This is a genomic window from Pantoea sp. RSPAM1 (assembly GCF_038816185.1).
GTDB lineage: Bacteria > Pseudomonadota > Gammaproteobacteria > Enterobacterales > Enterobacteriaceae > Pantoea > Pantoea ananatis.
Genome location: NZ_CP046137.1, coordinates 3455566 through 3475665 on the forward strand (window position 1 = coordinate 3455566; position 20100 = coordinate 3475665).

General features: G+C 54.7%; 19 protein-coding genes and 1 other annotated feature. Of the genes, 7 read left to right on the forward strand and 12 right to left on the reverse strand.

The features are described from left to right. The first annotated feature begins 405 nt into the window (after positions 1 to 405). Positions 406 to 2100: a YbaL family putative K(+) efflux transporter gene (gene ybaL, locus GKC68_RS16785; RefSeq protein WP_058705579.1), complete on the forward strand. Its 1695-nt coding sequence runs from the start codon at positions 406 to 408 to the stop codon at positions 2098 to 2100. Positions 2101 to 2154: 54 nt separating this feature from the next. Here the strand turns inward: ybaL and GKC68_RS16790 are convergent, their stop codons facing one another. The 8 genes from GKC68_RS16790 to GKC68_RS16825 form a co-directional block, all read right to left on the reverse strand. After that, the gene (locus tag GKC68_RS16790; protein WP_047714472.1) at positions 2155 to 3456 is read right to left on the reverse strand and encodes an inosine/guanosine kinase; all 1302 of its coding nucleotides are present in this window, start codon (positions 3454 to 3456) and stop codon (positions 2155 to 2157) included. Between the two features lie 245 nt (positions 3457 to 3701). Continuing rightward, the gene (adk, locus tag GKC68_RS16795; protein ID WP_342656352.1) at positions 3702 to 4346 is read right to left on the reverse strand and encodes an adenylate kinase; all 645 of its coding nucleotides are present in this window, start codon (positions 4344 to 4346) and stop codon (positions 3702 to 3704) included. Between the two features lie 279 nt (positions 4347 to 4625). Next, complete coding sequence (htpG, locus tag GKC68_RS16800; RefSeq protein ID WP_342656353.1) at positions 4626 to 6494, reverse strand: molecular chaperone HtpG; 1869 nt, start codon at positions 6492 to 6494, stop codon at positions 4626 to 4628. Between the two features lie 104 nt (positions 6495 to 6598). Further along, a complete protein-coding gene (recR, locus tag GKC68_RS16805; RefSeq protein WP_014606423.1) occupies positions 6599 to 7204 on the reverse strand; it encodes a recombination mediator RecR in 606 nt (201 codons plus the stop codon). Next, on the reverse strand, positions 7204 to 7533 hold the full coding sequence (locus GKC68_RS16810) for a YbaB/EbfC family nucleoid-associated protein (RefSeq protein WP_013024920.1): 330 nt from the start codon (positions 7531 to 7533) through the stop codon (positions 7204 to 7206). The genes recR and GKC68_RS16810 overlap by 1 nt, the downstream gene beginning before the upstream one ends. Positions 7534 to 7589: 56 nt before the next feature. Continuing rightward, positions 7590 to 9560, reverse strand: coding sequence for a DNA polymerase III subunit gamma/tau (gene dnaX, locus GKC68_RS16815; RefSeq protein WP_028723969.1), 1971 nt, complete (start codon positions 9558 to 9560; stop codon positions 7590 to 7592). Then, positions 8187 to 8248: a sequence feature (DnaX frameshifting element), on the reverse strand. Its footprint overlaps the gene before it by 62 nt. Positions 9561 to 9718: 158 nt before the next feature. Next, a complete protein-coding gene (gene apt, locus GKC68_RS16820) occupies positions 9719 to 10270 on the reverse strand; it encodes an adenine phosphoribosyltransferase (protein WP_028723970.1) in 552 nt (183 codons plus the stop codon). Positions 10271 to 10420: 150 nt separating this feature from the next. Continuing rightward, on the reverse strand, positions 10421 to 10810 hold the full coding sequence (locus GKC68_RS16825) for a DUF454 family protein (protein ID WP_028723971.1): 390 nt from the start codon (positions 10808 to 10810) through the stop codon (positions 10421 to 10423). A gap of 57 nt (positions 10811 to 10867) precedes the next feature. Here GKC68_RS16825 and GKC68_RS16830 point away from each other — a divergent pair, with 57 nt between their 5' ends. Both GKC68_RS16830 and rsmS read left to right on the forward strand, forming a co-directional pair. Beyond that, positions 10868 to 11398 carry a primosomal replication protein gene (locus GKC68_RS16830; protein ID WP_028723972.1) on the forward strand — a complete coding sequence of 177 codons (531 nt, stop codon included), beginning with the start codon at positions 10868 to 10870 and terminating at the stop codon, positions 11396 to 11398. Between the two features lie 75 nt (positions 11399 to 11473). After that, positions 11474 to 11629 (forward strand): pleiotropic regulatory protein RsmS, encoded by a 156-nt coding sequence (gene rsmS, locus GKC68_RS16835; protein ID WP_110145963.1) that lies wholly within the window; start codon positions 11474 to 11476, stop codon positions 11627 to 11629. Here rsmS and acrR read toward each other — a convergent pair. Continuing rightward, on the reverse strand, positions 11626 to 12264 hold the full coding sequence (gene acrR, locus GKC68_RS16840; RefSeq protein ID WP_014593091.1) for a multidrug efflux transporter transcriptional repressor AcrR: 639 nt from the start codon (positions 12262 to 12264) through the stop codon (positions 11626 to 11628). The two genes, rsmS and acrR, sit on opposite strands and share 4 nt — an antisense overlap. 141 nt (positions 12265 to 12405) lie before the next feature. Between acrR and GKC68_RS16845 the strand changes: the two genes are divergently transcribed. The 4 genes from GKC68_RS16845 to ykgO all read left to right on the forward strand — a co-directional run bounded on the left by GKC68_RS16845 (position 12406) and on the right by ykgO (position 17471). Further along, a complete protein-coding gene (locus GKC68_RS16845; protein ID WP_110983938.1) occupies positions 12406 to 13611 on the forward strand; it encodes an efflux RND transporter periplasmic adaptor subunit in 1206 nt (401 codons plus the stop codon). Positions 13612 to 13627: 16 nt separating this feature from the next. Next, complete coding sequence (locus GKC68_RS16850; RefSeq protein ID WP_342656354.1) at positions 13628 to 16777, forward strand: efflux RND transporter permease subunit; 3150 nt, start codon at positions 13628 to 13630, stop codon at positions 16775 to 16777. Positions 16778 to 17064: 287 nt separating this feature from the next. Further along, positions 17065 to 17319: a type B 50S ribosomal protein L31 gene (locus GKC68_RS16855; protein ID WP_014606427.1), complete on the forward strand. Its 255-nt coding sequence runs from the start codon at positions 17065 to 17067 to the stop codon at positions 17317 to 17319. Positions 17320 to 17330: 11 nt separating this feature from the next. Continuing rightward, positions 17331 to 17471, forward strand: coding sequence for a type B 50S ribosomal protein L36 (ykgO, locus tag GKC68_RS16860; protein WP_014606428.1), 141 nt, complete (start codon positions 17331 to 17333; stop codon positions 17469 to 17471). Between the two features lie 59 nt (positions 17472 to 17530). On the opposite strand, the gene GKC68_RS16865 is transcribed toward ykgO, so the two are convergent. The 3 genes from GKC68_RS16865 to GKC68_RS16875 are packed head-to-tail and all read right to left on the reverse strand — an operon-like array spanning position 17531 to position 19926. Then, positions 17531 to 18409, reverse strand: a complete 879-nt coding sequence (locus GKC68_RS16865) for a metal ABC transporter substrate-binding protein (RefSeq protein ID WP_342656355.1) — start codon at positions 18407 to 18409, stop codon at positions 17531 to 17533. Positions 18410 to 18421: 12 nt separating this feature from the next. After that, the gene (locus tag GKC68_RS16870; protein ID WP_047714453.1) at positions 18422 to 19261 is read right to left on the reverse strand and encodes a metal ABC transporter permease; all 840 of its coding nucleotides are present in this window, start codon (positions 19259 to 19261) and stop codon (positions 18422 to 18424) included. Continuing rightward, positions 19258 to 19926, reverse strand: coding sequence for an ABC transporter ATP-binding protein (locus tag GKC68_RS16875; protein ID WP_028723976.1), 669 nt, complete (start codon positions 19924 to 19926; stop codon positions 19258 to 19260). Before GKC68_RS16875 ends, GKC68_RS16870 begins: the two co-directional genes overlap by 4 nt. Between the last annotated feature and the right edge of the window lie 174 nt (positions 19927 to 20100).

Here is a 20100-nt window from a genome sequence, read left to right on the forward strand (position 1 = left end):
GAAGCTTCGGCACAATAGCCTGTTTTTACGCTATTTTTGACCAATATCCCGCACGGCGATGGCACCACGGCGCCCATCTGAAAAAACCGTTGTTACGCTTGCGACGCTGACTGGCCTCAGCAAATCCCACACTGGTTCCAGTTGGTGACAGTTTATAGCGCATTCGCGCATTATTGGCGTCACGTCTGTGTCATTTAACGGGCGTAAACTTATTTCGTTCCGTTCCTGATGGAGCGCTGAACCAGACGATGACAGGGATAAGTGATAAAAACAGCCTTCCGATTGCATTTTTCTCATATTTGCATATTTTTTTCTGTTAATCCCACAAATTATTCAGCGATCCTTTCCGATATGCATTAGACTCATTTGTTACAAGCGGACACATTTATCCCCATGGAGACTGGCATGCATCACACCACACCGTTGATTACGACTATCGTCGGGGCTCTGGTCCTGGCTTTTCTCCTTGGAATGCTGGCAAATCGGTTACGCATTTCCCCGTTAGTGGGTTATTTAGTCGCGGGCGTACTGGCTGGCCCTTTTACGCCGGGGTTTGTGGCGGATACCAATCTGGCACCGGAACTCGCAGAGCTGGGCGTTATTCTGCTGATGTTCGGCGTCGGCCTGCACTTCTCACTGAAAGATCTGATGTCGGTAAAGCGGATAGCTATTCCCGGCGCTATCGCACAGATCGCTGTGGCGACCTTACTGGGAATGCTGATGTCGTGGGCGATGGGCTGGTCCTGGATGACAGGCTTAGTGTTCGGTTTGTGTCTTTCAACCGCCAGTACCGTGGTGTTGCTGCGCGCATTAGAAGAGCGTCAGCTTATTGAAAGCCAGCGCGGCCAGATTGCTATTGGCTGGTTGATTGTTGAAGATTTGGTCATGGTGCTTACGCTGGTCCTGCTGCCCGCGATTGCCGGCATGATGGAACAGGGTAACGCCAGCGCCAGCCTGGTGATATGGGACCTGCTCTGGACCATCGGTAAAGTCGCCGCCTTTATGGTGTTAATGATGGTCGTCGGTCGTCGTGCCGTGCCCTGGATCCTCGCGAAAAGTGCTGCAACGGGTTCACGTGAGCTGTTTACGCTGGCCGTATTAGCCCTGGCGCTGGGCATTGCGTTTGGCGCCGTCGAGTTCTTTGACGTCTCTTTTGCTCTCGGGGCCTTCTTTGCCGGTATGGTGCTGAACGAGTCCGAGTTAAGCCAGCGCGCCGCCCGCGACACGCTGCCGCTGCGTGATGCCTTTGCGGTGCTGTTCTTTGTGTCTGTCGGGATGCTGTTCGACCCGATGATCCTGGTGAAAGAACCGCTGGCGGTGCTGGGAGCGCTGGTTATCGTCGTGATAGGAAAATCTGCCGCGGCGTGGCTGCTGGTCTCGCTGCTGGGTCATTCACGCCGCACCGCGATGACCATTTCGGTCAGCCTGGCGCAAATCGGCGAATTTGCCTTTATTCTTGCCGGGCTGGGGATCTCCCTGGGGCTGCTGGATGAAGAGGGCCGTAATCTGGTGCTGGCTGCCGCCATTCTCTCTATCATGCTCAACCCGGTGCTGTTTACCCTACTTGGGCGCTATCTGTCTAAGAATGAAACGATGGAACAGCAGACGCTCGAAGAAGCGCTGGAAGAAGAACAACAGATTCCGGTGGATATCTGCCATCACGCGGTCATCGTTGGCTATGGTCGCGTCGGTAACCTGCTGTGTGAGCAACTGATGGCGCTCGATATTCCGGTGGTGGTGGTCGAGAGTTCGATTCCTCGCGTCAAAGCACTTCGCGATCAGGGCATTCGGGCCGTGCTGGCCAACGCTGCCCGCGCAAATACGCTGGAGTTAGCCCGTGTGGATTGTGCAGCCTGGCTGCTCATTACTATTCCCAACGGATATGAGGTGGGGGAAATCGTTACCGCCGCCCGCCAGAAAAAAGCGGACATCAACATCATTGTGCATGCCCATTATGATGATGAGGTGGAGTACATTCTGGAACGTGGCGCAAACCATGTCGTAATGGGCGAACGCGAGATTGCCGCCAGCATTATTCAGAAACTGCAGGAAAACCTTGAGCAGGAGCAGCCCAGGCTCGCCAGTGAAGGCAACAGCTAATGACCTGCCCTTCAGCAGCGGCAGCGTTGCTGAGGGGCAGTTTCTCTTTCCGGCTTAACGATCCCAGTAGGACTCTTCCAGGCTGTCTTCCCGCTCGGGCAGGCCGCGCGTCAGTCGGGGAGAATGCTGGTTCAGCACCTGATAGCTTACCCGGTTTGCATATTTGCAAACCTGCGCCAGGGACGAATAGGTCAGATAAGCGCGTGCGTGCTTACTGGAATTAGGCACGTTGCGGCGATGATAATTGTTTGCCGTAATATCGTGCAGCACTGCGGCCAGTGCGCCGTCCCCTGCCCCGTTGGTATTCATGATCTTTTCCGGGCCGCCCATATAAGGGGCGATGTGAGAGAAAATGCGTAGCGGCTGCTGGCAGTCCTGTTTACGCATCGCCCGGCTAAATTCGTACAGGTTAAACTCCGCAATCGCGCCAGGCAGCAGCGGATGATTGGTTTTGCGCTTGAACGCCTCTTCCGTGTAACCCGCCATATACAATCCGGTCGGCCCTGCGGTACACAACACCAGGTCTACCCATTCCAGCGCCATATCCGATGCCAGCAGCGGATCGGCTTCGCCGGTCAGCGCCAGGGCTTCTTCTTCGTTCATTGCCACAATTGAAACGTGATCGCGCAGAAAATCGCGCCAGAACTGCGGGTTGTCGCCGATGACGTGTTTGGTGCCCAGCGTCAGGACCACGGGCACGTTGTGTCGTTTGGCGTATTCAATGGCCTTTAACGTTGCCTCAGGCATGGGTTCGCCCGCCTCGCAGCGGATCAGATAGGAGGTCAGCACCAGCGCAGAGGCGCCCGCAATAACGTCTTCAGGGACGTTTTCCGCCCTGAGCTGATTCATTTGCCCCGGGCTGATAGCAAAGGTGCGGTCGCCCTGGTCACCAATCAGCGTAAAGCAACGGCCAATCGCACCGTCAACGCCCTGCAGATAGTTCAGGTCCATTCGGCTGGAGGTATTACACAGATAGCGGTAGGCATAACCACCAATCTGGATATTGTTGCACATTACCCCCAGCAGTACGGAACGATCGTCCGCCAGCACCGAGAAATTATGCAGCGTATTACCAATCGTGCCGCCCGCAAACTGGTGGGTCACCAGTTCGTCACGCATCAGTTCCGCATACAGCGCTTCCGCAACGGTATCGTCGATAACCAGCGAATGACCCGCGCTCAGACCGTAGCGAACAAGAAAGGCGTCATCGACTTTGGCTTCGATATCGACCAGCGTCTGATCGATGCCGACCACCCAACTGCCGTCTTCACTGTCAAATTGGGAGGACTGTAACAGCGGATCGCGGGCGCTAACGGGGAAGTAATGTTTGGATTTACGTTTGCCGGGAAATTTCATGGTAACTGCCGTGAGGAAAAACAGGCAGAGAAGCATATCACATTCTGTGTCGTGACTTTACTGTTGCAAGACTCTTGCAAGTAAACCCACAGCATACTCATCTCAGTATCTTCTGCCCTTGCAGTTCGCACCGGGCGACCCTCAGCCTTCTGTTCAGCGGCTTGCAGGAAGAGGAGAGAAACAGACACAGGAGGAGGTCAACGCGAAGAGGGCAAAAGGGGCCAGCCTGACCAGCCCCAATCCGCTTAGCCGAGAATCTTAGCCAGCTCTGCGCTCACGTCGGACACGTTGCGCGTACCTTCGATCTTGTGGTACTCAGTGTTACCCGCTTCAGCTTCTTTGCTGTAGTAGGCAATCAGCGGTGCCGTTAACTGATGGTATTCCACCAGACGTTTGCGCACCGTTTCTTCCTGATCGTCTTTACGCGTGGTCAACTCTTCACCGGTCACGTCATCCTTGCCTTCCACCTTCGGTGGATTGAATTTGACGTGGTAGACGCGGCCTGATGGCGCGTGAACACGGCGGCCGACGATACGCTCAACAATCAGCTCGTCCGGTACGGCGAACTCCAGCACGTAATCCACTTTAATACCGGCTTCTTTCATTGCGTCAGCCTGAGGAATGGTGCGTGGGAAACCATCAAGCAGGAAACCGTTTTTGCAATCTTCCTGGGTGATGCGCTCTTTGACCAGCGCAATGACCAGCTCATCAGTAACCAACTTACCGGCATCCATAATGGCTTTCGCCTGGTTGCCAAGTTCGGTGCCAGCTTTAACCGCTGCACGCAGCATGTCGCCAGTGGAGATCTGCGGAATGCCGTATTTCTCCATGATGAATTGGGCTTGAGTCCCCTTACCTGCGCCCGGAGCTCCGAGCAGAATAATACGCATTGCGTAAATCCCCTTGCGAATCGCATTGATGAATCTGAGAAGCGGAAGAACATACCATTATGACCCGCCCACCACAAGGAAGCGGCGGGTCAGGAAAGTTTAGTGTACTGGCTTTAGCGCGTGATAGCAGTGCGTCAGGTCAGCGAAAGGGCATTTTCGGACTGACGGCTTAGGCTGAATGCATTTCATGGCGTTTGCGCAACAAAACGGCTTGCTGAAATCAGGCGATGCACTTAAGCAAAAAAAAACCGGTGGACCTTGCCACCGGTTTTGATTGGCTTACGCCGTCAGTAACTGATTCATACGGCGGATAAACTGGTTAGGATCGTCCAGCGTGCCGCGCTCGGCCAGCAGCGCCTGATCCAGTAACAGCTCTATCCACTCACCGAAGCGGGTTTCATCCTGGGTATCCGCCACGCGTTTCACCAGTTGATGATCGGGGTTGATTTGAAAGATGTATTTCACTTCCGGCACATCCTGACCTGCCGCAGCAAACAGTTTGGCCATTTGCGTGGTCATCTCGTTCGCATCCGTGGTCACAATCGCCGGCGTATCGGTCAGGCGGTGCGTCAGACGCACTTCTTTTACGCGCTCGCCCAGCAGCGTTTTCACGCGCTCAACAAACGGCTCCAGCGCTTTTTCAGCTTCTTTCTGCTCTTCTGTCTCTTCGTCGGCCAGCTTATCCAGTGCGTCATCGGCTTTGCTGACAGACTGGAAGACTTTACCGTCGAATTCGGTCAGGTAGCTCATCATCCATTCATCAATGCGATCGGACAACAGCAGCACTTCGATGCCTTTCTTACGGAACAGCTCCAGATGCGGGCTGCTGTTGGCGGCGGCATAGCTGTCGGCCGTGATGTAGTAGATTTTCTCCTGACCTTCTACCATGCGGCTGACGTACTCTTCCAGCGAAACGGTTTGCGCCGCGCCTTCGCTTTGGGTACTGGCAAAACGCAACAGTTTAGCAATCGCTTCTTTATTCGCGTGATCTTCCGCCGGGCCTTCTTTGAGTACCAGACCGAACTCTTTCCAGAAGGTCTGGTATTTTTCGCTGTCGTCTTTTGCCAGTTTCTCCAGCATCTGCAGCACACGCTTGGTCAGCGCGCCACGCAGGCTCTGGGTTACCCGGCTGTCCTGCAGGATTTCACGCGATACGTTAAGCGGCAGATCGTTTGAATCAATCAGGCCACGCACGAAGCGCAGGTAATTCGGCATGAACTGCTCGGCATCATCCATGATAAACACGCGCTGTACGTACAGTTTCAGGCCATGTTTATGATCGCGATTCCACATGTCGAACGGCGCCCGCGCCGGGATGTAAAGCAGGCTGGTGTACTCCTGTTTACCTTCCACACGGTTGTGGCTCCAGATTGCCGGATCGCTGAAATCGTGGGCGATGTGTTTGTAAAACTCGTTGTACTCTTCATCGCTGATGTCAGCTTTGTTACGCGTCCACAGCGCCTGGGCCTTGTTGATTTTCTCCCAGGTGGTCGTGCCGCTTTCTTCGTCTTTGCTTTCGATTTCTACCGGCAGGGCAATGTGATCGGAGTACTTACTGATGATGTTGCGTACGCGCCAGCTGTCGAGGAACTCCTCTTCGCCCTCGCGCAGGTGCAGGGTGATTTCGGTACCGCGTTCGGCTTTGCTGATATCCGCGATGGTGTAATCCCCTTCACCCGCGGATTCCCAGAAAACCGCTTCGTCTTCTGCCGCGCCCGCTGCACGGGTGCGCACAGAGACCTTGTCGGCCACGATAAACGCCGAATAGAAGCCCACGCCAAACTGACCGATCAGCTGGCTGTCTTTCGCCTGGTCTGAGCCCAGAGACGCCAGGAAGGATTTGGTGCCTGATTTAGCAATGGTGCCCAGGTTTTCAATCACTTCATCACGACGCATGCCGATACCGTTATCGCTCAGCGTAATGGTACGGTTGTCCTTATCCACAGAGAGACGCACGCGCAGGTCGCCATCGCCTTCATACAGGCTGGCATCAGACAGCGCGCGGAAGCGCAGTTTATCTGCCGCATCCGAAGCATTGGAAATCAGCTCACGCAGGAAAATCTCTTTGTTTGAATAGAGAGAATGGATCATCAGGTGCAGAAGTTGTTTTACCTCTGACTGAAAGCCACGAGTCTCTTGTCCTTTCATGGTCATTGCTACCTCAACAGAATCAGATTTAACGAACGTTGAGGAGGATGTGGGGATAAATGAGAGGTTTTCAAGCCGGTGTCTTTCACAACACCGGCAAGCGTTTAAAATTTAATCTTTTGACGACCGGCCAGGGAGTGGGACAGCGTGGTGCCATCAACCATTTCCAGTTCACCGCCCATCGGAACCCCATGCGCAATACGGCTCGCGTCGACGCCATACTGTCCGCACAATTCAGCGATGTAGTTCGCGGTAGCTTCGCCTTCAACCGTGGGATTGGTCGCCAGGATCACTTCGTGAAGCGTTTCTTTCTCCAGCCGTTGTTCCAGTCGATCAAGACCAATATCGGCTGGACCAATGCCGTCCAGCGGCGAAAGATGCCCCATTAACACGAAATAGCGGCCGGCAAATTGCCCGGTTTGCTCAATAGCATGGATGTCTGCCGGGCTCTCAACCACGCAGATTTGACCATTTTGCTGACGCCGGGGATTGGCGCAAATGGTGCAAATTTCCTGCTCGGTGAAGGTGCGGCAATCAGCACAGTGGCCGATTTCCGACATCGCCCGGGTCAGGGCCTGCGCCAGACGCATTCCGCCACTCCGATCGCGCTGTAACAGTTGAAACGCCATACGCTGGGCCGATTTAGGCCCAACGCCCGGCAAACAGCGCAGCGACTCCATTAAAGACTCTAGCAGGGGGCTGGTTTGCATCAGAACGGCATCTTGAAGCCTGGTGGCAGCTGCATGCCTGAAGAGACAGAAGCCATTTTTTCTTTCTGCACTTCGTCAATGCGACGAGCGGCATCGTTGAATGCGGCGGCAATCAGATCTTCCAGCATGTCTTTGTCGTCCTCAAGCAGGCTCGGATCGACTTCTACCCGGCGGCAGTTGTGAGCACCGTTGATCGTGACCTTGACCATGCCTGCACCTGATTCACCCGTGACTTCCAGGGCGGCAATTTCTTCCTGAACCTGGGCCATTTTGTCTTGCATCTGCTGGGCCTGCTTCATCAGGTTACCCAATCCGCCTTTACCAAACATAGTTTTCTCTCTCTGCTGAGGCTACAACGCGGTTTATTCAGACCGTTGCAGCGTGTTCAAACGGGTCGAATGCTTTCCTCATCCAAATCGGCATCAAAAAAGCGACGAAGGGTTTGAATGTGGGTGTCACTCAAGATTGACTGACGCGCCTGCGCCAGCTTCTCTTCATAAATGGCCTGACGCCACTCCAGTGGCGTCAATACCGAAGAATTATCGTCTTCAATAACCGACAGTTCAACCTGGTGGCCTGCTGCCTGACTTAATGCGGCGCTCAGTGCCTGCTGCGCCGACGCGGAATTCAGGTGGCGCTGGCTGGAACGTAAATGCAGGCAAATGCCGTCATCCGTGGTTTCTTTCCATGCATTCAGGGCCAGTTGCTGAACCAGTTTAGGCAGCGGTAAGCCTGCGACCTCGGCCGCCCATGCATCGCGCTGCTGGGCTTCTTCCGCCAGTCGCGCGGCCAGCTCAGGATTTTTCTCATGCTCCAGCGCAGAACGCAAGGCTTTTGGCGTCGCGACCGGCTCAGCGACCTCTGTCACTGGCGTTTGTGCTTTCCAGCGGTAAGCCTCTTTTTTTACCGGTGCCGCAGGCGCGCTGTCTCGGACTCGCTGCTGGCTGCGTTCGGTAACAGAGGCCAGTCGTTCCAGCGCAGAGTTGGCCGGCCGCGCACCTGGCGCTGCCGGCTCACTCTTTTTTGCTTTGTTTGCTCCCTGGCGCAGCAACTGCGTGCGCGCCTGCAGGAGCTGGCTGGTGGAGCTGGAGAGGGACGGATCGGGCGAAGCCGGCGGCACGGCCTGCTGACTGACAGCCGGTTCCGGCGCGGCCATTTGCGGCTGCGCCGCGGGCGCCCTCTCAGCGGGCTGGGCAGCGACATTCTGAACCGGCGCCGGAGCTGACTGGGCCGTCAGCGTTGGCCGCGCGATCGGTTCGGCAATGGCTGCCTTGGGATGGAACGCCAGGGCGCGCAGCAATGTCATTTCAATCCCCATGCGGCGATCGGGCGCAAGCGGTAAATCTTTACGCCCCATGAGCAGGGTTTGGTAGTACAGCTGGAGATCGGCCGGTGGCACCGCGCGCGCCAGCTCACGCAGGCGTAACGCATTGCTCTCTTCATCGTCATTGAGCGACGTGGGCAGGAGCTGCACCATGGCAATCCGGTGCAGCAGACGCAGCATCTCAACCAGCAGGGCTTCCCACTCAACGCCGCGTGAAGCCGCCTGGGCTAACAGCGCCATCATCTGTTCGCCATTCCCCTCAACCACGGCTTCGAGCAGGCCAAGCGGTTGCTCATCGTCAAGTGTTCCCAGCATCGCCCCAACGGTGGCGCTGGTCACGCTGCCCTCACCCATCGCAATAGCCTGATCGGTAAGGCTTAACGCGTCACGCATGCTGCCATCGGCGGCACGCGCCAGCAGTTGCAGGGCGCGTGGCTCACGCGCGATCTGTTCCTGCTCTAAGACATGATCCAACTGCTGGCGGATCTGATCGACCTCAAGCGCTTTTAGATGAAACTGCAGGCAGCGCGACAGAATCGTCACTGGCAGCTTCTGCGGATCGGTCGTGGCCAGCAAGAATTTCACATGCGAAGGCGGTTCTTCCAGCGTTTTCAGGAGCGCATTAAAGCTGTGACGCGACAGCATGTGCACTTCGTCAATAAGATAAACTTTGAAACGGCCGCGCGCGGGGGCGTACTGCACGTTATCAAGCAGATCGCGTGTATCTTCCACTTTGGTGCGCGAAGCGGCATCAATTTCAATGAGATCGACAAAGCGGCCCTGCTCAATCTCACGGCAGTTATCGCACTGACCACATGGCGTGGCGGTGATGCCGGTTTCACAGTTAAGGCCTTTTGCCAGCAAACGGGCAATGGTCGTTTTCCCTACGCCCCGCGTGCCGGAGAAGAGATAAGCATGATGGATGCGTCCCAGAGACAATCCATTCGCCAGCGCCGTCAGAACATGTTCCTGACCGACAACATCAGCAAACGCCTGTGGACGCCATTTTCGGGCAAGTACCTGATAGCTCATGTGGTTTCGACGAATATGGATGGAAATATGAGCGCAGACGCACTGCAACCCCTGTATATGATTGCAGTAGTCTAACAGCTACGCTTGCACCTATCACTCGTTATCTTGAAGAGGCAAAGCGCAATGGCCTCCAGCTTGCGCGAGGCCAGAAGCGAGGCTTAGTGGCCGGGAAAATTGACCAGGCTGTAGCTGTCAACGCCCAGCGCCTTGAGGCGAGCTTCACCTGCCAGATCGAACAGGTTAATGATAAAAGCGGCATCTTTCACTTCACCACCTGCACGACGGATCAGTTTGATCGTGGCCTCAAGCGTTCCGCCAGTCGCCAGCAGATCGTCCACCACCAGTACGACGTCGCCAGGCTGGATTGCATCTTTGTGCAATTCCAGTTGGTCAGTGCCGTATTCCAGTTCGTACGTTTCGCTGTAAGTTTCACGTGGCAGTTTGCCCGGTTTGCGCACGGGAACAAACCCCAGCCCCAACCCCAGCGCAACCGGCGCACCAAAGAGGAACCCCCGCGCTTCCGTGCCCACGACTTTGGTGATGCCTTTGTTGCGATAACGCTCTACCAGCAATGAGATTGACGCGGCATAGGCTTTTGGGTCTTCCAACAGGCTGGTGACGTCACGGAAAAGAATACCCGGCTTCGGGTAATCAGGAATACTTTTGATACTGTTTTTAATCAGTTCAAGCTGCTGCGCAGTGTCGGTCATAATCTTAAGCCTGGTAAAAAAATTCTGTTCTGTTTTGCGCAGCTTCAATAGCGCCAACACCGGGTTAAAGGCTCAGCGAAGAGGCATGAATAATGGGAAGCTACACACGAAGAGGCCCAAATCTAAGCAAATGGCCGGCTAATTGCAACTTTATCGCGGCGGTAAACGTTCATCCGCTGTTTCTGCCACCACCGGCATGCGCCCGATAAACAGCAGCAGCACAGCCAGCATAATAAGTAACATGACGCGTACCCACCACAGCGGAACCAGCCACAGAGACACCGCAAAGGTTATCACAATCACGATCATCGCCCGGCTTTTTGCACCGGGAGGCATGCCACGGTGCTGCTGCCAGTGGCGGATATAACGGCCAAAAGGCGATCTCCAGAGCAGCCAGTCGTGGAATCGGGGCGAAGAACGGGCAAAACACCAGGCCGCCAGCAGCATAAATGGCGTGGTAGGTAATAAAGGTAATACAATACCCAGTATGCCAAGCACAATCGCCAGCCAGCCAAGGGTCAATAATACAATGCGTTGCATAACGATCGCTCAGCGCCTTTCCGGTTCCGTAACCTTAGCATACCTGAGTCTCGGGCGATGAGTTACGTCTCAGCACACCAGCGCCTGCTTAACTGCATGCTTGACTTACGGCAGGATATTGCCAGCCATCCTGATGGACACTGCCGTACCCCCCGCTTTGACAGCCAGCTTTTTACCACCAAAGGCACCCGGCTGGCGGATTATTTGCAAGAGATTGAACACAATTATCAGCGTTTGTGCCAGCCCAATGGTGACGTGGCCCGCAGCCAGTGGCTGGCCAGCCATCTGGTCGATCAGATTGCGGCTCTGCAACGTGAAGCCCGCACTCAAGAGTTACGTAGCCCACAGGAGCGCGCTCAGCCCTCTTCCCGGCAGCGAAAATATCAGGAATACCGCGAGTATGAACGACGACTGCAGGCGATGATCGACCAGCGTGAACAGCGAATGGCGCTGGCGGAAACCCTGGTCGTGCAGCAGCAGTTGAAGAAAGACCTGGAGGTGCTCGAAGGTCGTATGGCACGCTGTCGACAGGCTATCCGTTCGGTGGAATGGGCAATGTCGCTGGCAAACAGCGCCTTTAACACTTAATGCGCTATCCGGGCTGGAGGGTATTCCCGGATAGCACGCTTATCTGGCCCATGATACAACTGCTCAGGAGGAAAGATGTCCCTGGAAACGGCGCCTGAAGAGGTCAAACTGGCCGTCGATCTCATTCAGCTTCTTGAAGAGAACCAAATCGCGGTAGAAACCGTGCTGTCTGCTCTGGCCATTGTTCAACGCGACTATGAAAGAAAACGCGACACGCAGCGTAAAGATTAGGCCTTTTTAGCCAGCGTTGGGCTGAAGCGCAGCATATCAATCAGCGCATCAACCAGCACAGGCGCATCGGTAACCAGATCAAACTTATCGGGTGTAAACAGCCAGCTTTCCATCATGCCGTTCACGTAGCCGCGCATAATCAGCGCGGCCTGACGCGTCTGGAAAGTTTCCGGGAGCTGCCCGGCATCAATGCACTGGCGCAGTACGTCTTCTATTTCGTTATAACGCTCCAGCAACAGGCTTTGCTGAATGCTTTTTACCGCCGCCATTTCACCCACAAACTCGCATTTGTGGAAGATAATTTCCATTAGCGCGCGGCGCTGAGGATCTCTGGCTGTCGCCTGAAAAATATACACCAGCATTGCTCGCAGAATGGAGAGTGGATCACCGGGGTATTTTGTCTGATACTCAAGTTTCACATCATCCAGCCCTGCATCACTGCGAAGCCATATTTCGTTTAGCAAGTCGGCTTTGTTTTTGAAATGCCAGTAGATTGCCCCCCGTGTTACGCTGGCTGCGGATGCGACATCCGCCAGGGAAGTGGCTGAAACCCCCTCTTTAGAAAAAAGGGCAAGTGCGGCGTCAAGAATTTGATGCCGGGTTTCAAGAGCTTGCGCTTTGGTTTTTCGTGCCATAGGGGACTTTTTTTACAATGAGGTAAGTTTACATACATTTGTGAATGTATGTACCATAGCACGACCTACACTCTTACGCAGCAATGGGTGCCTGCTTTGTGATCCATTGATCATTTGATATCGGACTCTAGAGGTTTATTTATGACTAAATTCAGAGGGTTAACGCCTCTGGCGGCCGTCCTGATGCTATCAGGCAGCTTCGTGTTAACAGGATGTGACGGAAATAAATCCGACCAGGCCGCCCAGCAGCAGCAGCCACCTGAAGTGGGTGTTGTTACGGTTAAAAGTGAACCCCTTAAAATTTCGACCGAACTACCCGGCCGCACTTTGGCTTTTCGTATTGCTGAAGTTCGCCCGCAGGTTTCCGGTATCATCCTGAAGCGTAACTTTATTGAAGGCGGTGAGATCAAAGCAGGGGAATCGCTGTATCAGATCGATCCGGCGACCTATCAGGCGTCCTACGACAGTGCCAAAGCCGATTTAGCAAAGGCGGAAGCTAACGCACGCATTGCCCAGCTTACTGTGAATCGCTATAAGCCCCTGCTTGGCACCAAATACATCAGTCAGCAGGACTATGACAATGCCGTCGCTACCGCCGCACAAAATAATGCGGCCGTTCAGTCCGCGAAGGCTAACGTAGAAACGGCACGCATTAACCTGGCGTACACCAAAGTCTCTTCGCCGATCAGCGGCCGTATTGGTAAGTCATCGGTAACAGAAGGTGCGCTGGTACAAAGCGGACAAACCACGGCGCTGGCAACGGTGCAGCAGTTAGATCCGATGTATGTCGATGTCACCCAGTCGAGTGAAGACTTTCTGCGTCTGCGTTCAGAGCTGGAGTCCGGTCAGTTGAAGCAAAACGATGGCAAGGCCAACGTCACTCTACTGATGCAAAATGGTAAAAATTATGCACAGCCCGGCACGCTGGAGTTCTCCGATGTGACCGTCGACCAAACCACGGGTTCGATCACCCTGCGCGCGATTTTCCCTAACCCTGATAAAGCCCTGCTGCCGGGCATGTTTGTCCGCGCGCGTCTGGATGAGGGGACCAATCCCAACGCACTGCTCGTTCCTCAGCAGGCGGTCACGCGTACACCAACCGGTGATGCCTCTGTGATGGTGGTGGGCGCGGACAATAAAGTCGAAGCACGTAAGATCAAAGCGGCCCAGGCCATTGGCGATAAATGGCTGGTGACGGACGGTCTGAAAGCGGGCGAGCGCGTGATCTTTACGGGTCTGCAGCGCGCTAAACCGGGTGCACAAGTTACGCCTAAAGAAGTCACAGACGATGCTCAAGCCGCAAAGGGTGATCCTTCTCAAACCCAATCTGCTAAAACATCGTCCTAACAGGAGCCGTTGATACATGGCTAAGTTCTTTATCGATCGCCCAATCTTCGCGTGGGTGCTTGCTATCATCATCATGCTGGCGGGCGCGTTATCGATTATCAAATTACCGATCGAGCAATATCCCAATGTTGCGCCACCGGCTATTGAGATTCAGGCCAGCTACCCTGGTGCTGATGCCAAAACGCTGCAAGACTCGGTGACTCAGGTCATCGAACAAAACATGAACGGCATTGATGGCCTGATGTATATGTCATCAAGCAGTGATTCCTCGGGTGCGCTGACGCTGACAATATCGTTCCAGTCAGGCACCGATGCGGATATCGCTCAGGTTCAGGTGCAGAACAAACTGCAGTTGGCGATGCCACTGCTGCCTCAGGAAGTGCAACAACAGGGGATTCAGGTTAAAAAATCGTCCAGTAGCTTCCTGATGGTAGCGGGTTTCATCAGCGATGACGGCAGCATGAATCAGAACGATATTTCTGACTACGTTGCCTCCAACATCAAAGATCCGATCAGCCGTACGCCTGGCGTGGGTGATACTCAGGTCTTTGGTGCGCAGTACGCGATGCGTATCTGGATGGATCCCAGCAAGCTGAATAACTACCAGCTGACGCCGGTTGATGTTATCAATGCGCTGAAAACCCAAAACTCCCAGGTGGCTGCCGGTCAGTTAGGTGGGACACCGCCGGTGCCGGGTCAGCAGCTGAACGCCTCGATTATTGCGCAAACCCGTCTGACCTCAACCAAAGAGTTTGGCAACATCCTGCTGAAGGTGAATAACGATGGCTCTCAGGTTCGTCTGCGCGATGTGGCACAGATTGAGCTGGGCGGGGAAAACTACGAGATCATCGCTCGCTATAACGGTAAGCCTGCGTCCGGTATTGGTATCAAACTGGCGACCGGCGCTAACGCCCTGAACACCGCCGAAGCCGTTAAAGCCGAGCTGGCCAAACTGCAGCCGACTTTCCCGGCGGGTATGAAGGTGGTTTACCCTTACGACACCACACCGTTCGTCAAAATTTCTATTTTCGAAGTGGTGAAAACGCTGATGGAAGCGATTCTGTTGGTGTTCCTGGTCATGTATTTGTTCCTGCAAAACTTCCGCGCCACCCTGATTCCTACCATTGCTGTACCGGTGGTGTTGCTGGGAACCTTTGCGATCATCAGTGCCTTTGGCTACTCGATAAACACCCTGACGATGTTTGGGATGGTGCTGGCCATCGGCTTGCTGGTGGATGACGCCATCGTGGTGGTCGAGAACGTCGAGCGCGTGATGGTGGAAGAAGGCCTGCCTCCGAAAGAAGCAACCAAGCGGTCAATGGAACAGATTCAGGGCGCACTGGTCGGTATTGCCCTGGTGTTGTCCGCGGTCTTTATCCCTATGGCTTTCTTCGGCGGGTCAACGGGTGTTATTTATCGTCAGTTTTCGATCACCATTGTGTCTGCTATGGCGCTGTCGGTGCTGGTTGCGTTGATTCTGACGCCCGCCCTCTGTGCCACCATGCTCAAGCCGGTGAAAAAAGGCGATCATGGCAAAACCACCGGTTTCTTTGGCTGGTTTAACCGTCTGTTTGATAAGAGTACGCATCACTATGTCGACAGCGTGGGCCATATCGTACGCGGTACCGGTCGCTATCTGGTGCTCTATCTGCTGATTGTGCTGGGCATGGCGTTTCTGTTCTTACGTCTGCCCTCTTCCTTCCTGCCGGAAGAAGATCAGGGCCTGTTACTGGCTCAGGCTCAGCTCCCTGCAGGGGCCACGCAGGAACGTACACAGAAAGTGCTGGATCAAGTTTCTGATTACTTCCTGACGAAAGAAAAAGACTCGGTGAAATCTGTCTTTACCGTGGCAGGCTTTGGCTTTGCCGGACGCGGACAGAACACCGGTATTGCCTTCGTCAGCCTCAAACCCTGGGATGAACGTACCAGTAGCGACATGAAAGTGCCTGCTATTCAGGGACGTGCAATGCGAGCACTGGGGCAAATCAAAGACGGTATGGTCTTTGCGTTTAACCTGCCTGCGATTATCGAGTTAGGTAACGCAACCGGTTTTGACTTTGAACTGCTCGACCAGGGTAACCTGGGGCACGAAAAGCTGACGCAGGCGCGTAACCAGCTGTTTGGCATGATTGCGCAACATCCGGATACGCTGGTCGGTGTACGTCCTAACGGTCTGGAAGATACGCCGCAGTTCAAACTGGATATCGATCAGGAGAAAGCGCAGGCTCTGGGTGTTTCACTGAGCGATATCAATACCACACTCGGTGCCTCATGGGGTGGCTCTTACGTCAATGACTTCATTGACCGTGGTCGCGTGAAGAAAGTCTATGTGATGGGTAAAGCGGATGCCCGTATGCTGCCGGACGACATCAACAAATGGTACGTCCGAAACAGCAATGGCGAAATGGTGCCTTTCTCCGCCTTCTCGTCAGCACGCTGGCAGTATGGTTCACCGCGTCTGGAACGTTACAACGGCTTACCTTCAATGGAAATCCTGGGCCAGGCTGCACCGGGCAAGAGCTCCGGTGATGCGATGAACCTGATGGAAGAGCTGGCCGGCAAGCTGCCGTCGGGCATTGGCTTTGACTGGACGGGGATGTCCTATCAGGAACGTCTGTCAGGTAACCAGGCTCCGGCGTTGTATGCCATTTCACTGATCGTGGTGTTCCTGTGTCTCGCGGCGCTTTACGAGAGCTGGTCCATTCCGTTCTCGGTCATGCTGGTGGTACCGCTGGGCGTGGTCGGCGCATTGATCTTCACGACCTTGCGTGGCCTGAGCAATGACGTCTACTTTGTCGTGGGGTTACTGACAACCATTGGCCTCTCAGCGAAGAACGCCATCCTGATCGTGGAATTCGCGAAGGACCTGATGGAGAAGGAAGGTAAAGGGCTGGTGGAAGCCACGCTTGAAGCCTGTCGTATGCGTCTGCGTCCTATCCTGATGACCTCACTGGCCTTTATTCTGGGTGTACTGCCGCTGGCCATCAGTACCGGCGCAGGCTCAGGTGCCCAGAATGCGGTCGGAACAGGCGTAATGGGCGGGATGGTGACCGCGACCGCGCTGGCCATCTTCTTCGTACCGGTATTCTTTGTGGTGGTGCGTCGTCGCTTCGGCAAGAACAAAGCCGATATCGAAAAGGGTCATCCTGTCGACCACTCGCATTAATCTGTAAATAAAAAGGCCGCATCAGCGGCCTTTTTTATGTCCTCATCGTGCCTTCTCATACCTGACTGCTCACATTCTCTGTCTGCCATGCCAATGGGCCCCATGCCCGCTCAACGCTGACTGAACCTCGCCCTCTCAGCTATGGATTTCTTTTCCGCCTGTCTCACACGCTTCGCCACCGGGCTGTATTGTTACTGCCCCTGTTTTCCCTGCTTTTTGGAGGGTTGCAATCGAATCAACTGCGGCGCATAATATTGTTATAGTATAACATTACATTAGTGAGAATCATGAAAGCGAATATTCATCCTACCTATCGCGCCGTGGTGTTCCACGACACCTCTGCTGACGTGTATTTCAAAATCGGTTCCACCATCAAAACCGATCGTACTGTTGAGTTTGAAGGCGAAACCCTGCCTTACGTTACGCTCGACGTCTCGTCGGCCTCGCATGTGTTTTACACCGGTAAGCAGAAAGACTTTGCGAAAGAAGGCAGCACCGCCCGCTTCAACCAGCGCTTTGGCCGCTTTCTGGGTCGCCGATAAGAGAGGACATAATGCAGGTGTTAAGTTCACTGCGCTCGGCGAAGAATCGTCATCGGGATTGTAAGGTTGTGCGTCGTAAAGGCCGCATCTATATCATCTGCAAAACGAATCCGCGCTTTAAAGCCGTACAGGGAAGAAAGAAAAAACGTTGATGTGTGTCGTGAACCTTAGCCGGAATGTCGCTCACCCGCCATTCCGGCTTTTTTTATGCTCAGCGCATGCTGTTCAGCATCGCCTCTACGTTATGTTTAAAAGCGGCCTCATAGGTTGGTGCAGGGCCGGAAGCCGTTGACAGCGCTTCAGGATAAAGCTCTCCCCCCGGCTTCGCGCCCGTGGCGCTGGCAATTTGCTTCACCAGACGAGGATCGGTCTGGTTTTCCATAAAGTACGTTTTAATATGCTGCTGCTTAAGCTGTGTGATCAGGCTGGCTACATCGCTGGCGCTGGCTTCCGCTTCCGTTGAGAAACCGACAGGCGCCAGGAACGAGACGCCATAACGTTGCCCAAAATAGCCAAAGGCATCGTGGCTGGTCAGTACTTTGCGTTTTTGCTGCGGGATAGCCGCAAAAGACGTTTTGGCCCAACTGTCCAGCTTCTGTAACTGCTGAATATACTTTTCGCCGCGCTTACGGAAATCATCGGCATCATGCGGATCGGCCTTGATCAGCGCATCCATCACGTTTTTGGCATAAATCGTGCCGTTATACATGCTGTTCCACGCATGAGGATCGGTGATGGTTTTGCCATCTTCTTCCATCGTCCGCGTTTCGATGCCGGTTGACGCCACTACGGGTTGACCTTTATAGCCCGAGGCACTTATCAGGCGGTTCATCCAGCCTTCCAGCCCCAGCCCGCTGACGAAGACCACATCCGCTTTGGCCAGCGCTTCGCTGTCTTGTGGTGTCGGCTCAAACGTGTGCGGGTCGCCATTCGGCCCGACAAGACTCTTCACGTGGACGTGATCGCCACCAATTTGCTTCACAATATCGGCCAGTACGGTAAAACTCGCTACCGCATCGACCGTTTTTGCCATAGAGAAGGGACTGATGACTAACGCACCGACTGCCAGACTAATGGGTAATATCTTCATAGCTACCTCTGATTAATGGCGGCGCAAAATCCCACCGCACGGCCCTGTTAAGATGGAGAGAAAGAACAGCATTGCGGCACTCAACACCACCGCCGGTCCTGCCGGCAGTGAAAAGTGCCAGGAAAGCACCAGCCCGGCATACGCCGACAGCACGGCCATCAGCATGGCCGAGCCCAGCATGATGACGAGGTGACGACTCCAGAAACGGGCGCTGGCAGCGGGCAACATCATCAGCCCCACCGACATCAAGGTTCCCAGTACTTGAAAGCCTGCGACCAGATTGAGCACCACCAGCGTCAGAAAAATACCGTGCACCAGCGGCGCGCTCCATTTGCCCTGGGCGCGCAGAAAGTCGGAATCGAATGCATCAATCACCAGAGGACGGTAGATGACGGCCAGCATCAGCAGCGTAAACGCGGCGATACCACCGACCACCGCCAGCGCAGGATTATCCACCGCCAGCAGTGAGCCAAACAGAACGTGCAGCAGATCAACGCTGGATCCGCGAAGTGACACGAGCGTGACGCCCAGCGCCAGCGAACCCAGGTAAAAGCCAGCAAAACTGGCATCTTCTTTCAGCGGCGTGTAACGACTCACGGCACCCGACAGCAGCGCCACTGCCAGGCCGGCAATCAGCCCGCCCACGCCCATCGCAACCAGGGACAAACCCGAGAGTAAATAGCCGATAGCGGCACCGGGCAGGACGGCATGGGATAAGGCATCCCCAATCAGACTCATGCGGCGCAGAGAGAGAAAAACGCCTAGCGGAGTGGCGCTAAATGCAAGCGCGACACAGGCCACCAGCGCGCGTCGCATGAAGCTGAATTCAATAAACGGCTGAATAATTGTCACGGCGCCACGCTCCGTAAGGGCGCGGTATCGATCACACTGCGGCGGTGAGCGCCATCATCCATAGACAGGACATCGCTAAAATAACGCTCAACCAGCGGGCGATCATGAAGTACCACCATGAGCGTGGTGCCAGCCTGCTGCTGCTGCTGCAAGATGGACATCAGTAGCGTTACCGTCTTGCTGTCAATGCCGTTAAAAGGCTCATCAAGCAACCACAGGCGACTGCGTTGCAGCATCAGCCGGGCAAACAACACACGCTGCAGCTGTCCGCCGGATAAGGTGGCAGGTTGAGCATCGGCATAGTCGCTCATCTGCACCGCCTCCAGGGCCTCGCTGATTTCTTTACGCAAGCGCCGGTTGATACCGCCAAACCAGCCACAGCGCGGCCAGCAACCTATTGAAACCAGCTCGTACACGGTTAAGGGAAAACGTGTTTCCAGCTCACTTCGCTGAGGCAGCCAGCCAACTTCCCGGCGCGGGAGATGCAGTTCACATTGCCCCTGCACTGGCGGCAATAAACCAGCGATAGTTTTAATTAGTGTGGATTTTCCGCTTCCGTTCGCACCAACCAGCGCGGTCATGCTGCCCTGGGGTAACAGGCTGGTCAGAACGGGTGAGACAGACTGTCCCTGATAACCCACCTGCAGATTTCTCAACGCTATCACGGCTGCATTCCCCACCACATCGCTGTTGCCAGAACAGCGATTAACAGGAGAGCCACCACCAACCGTCCTCCGAGTGACATTAACAGTCCACTTTGATTCATCACCGCACCTAAAAATGTTATAACATAACAACGATGATATCCGATGTTGTCGCGTTATCACCACGGCAATGTG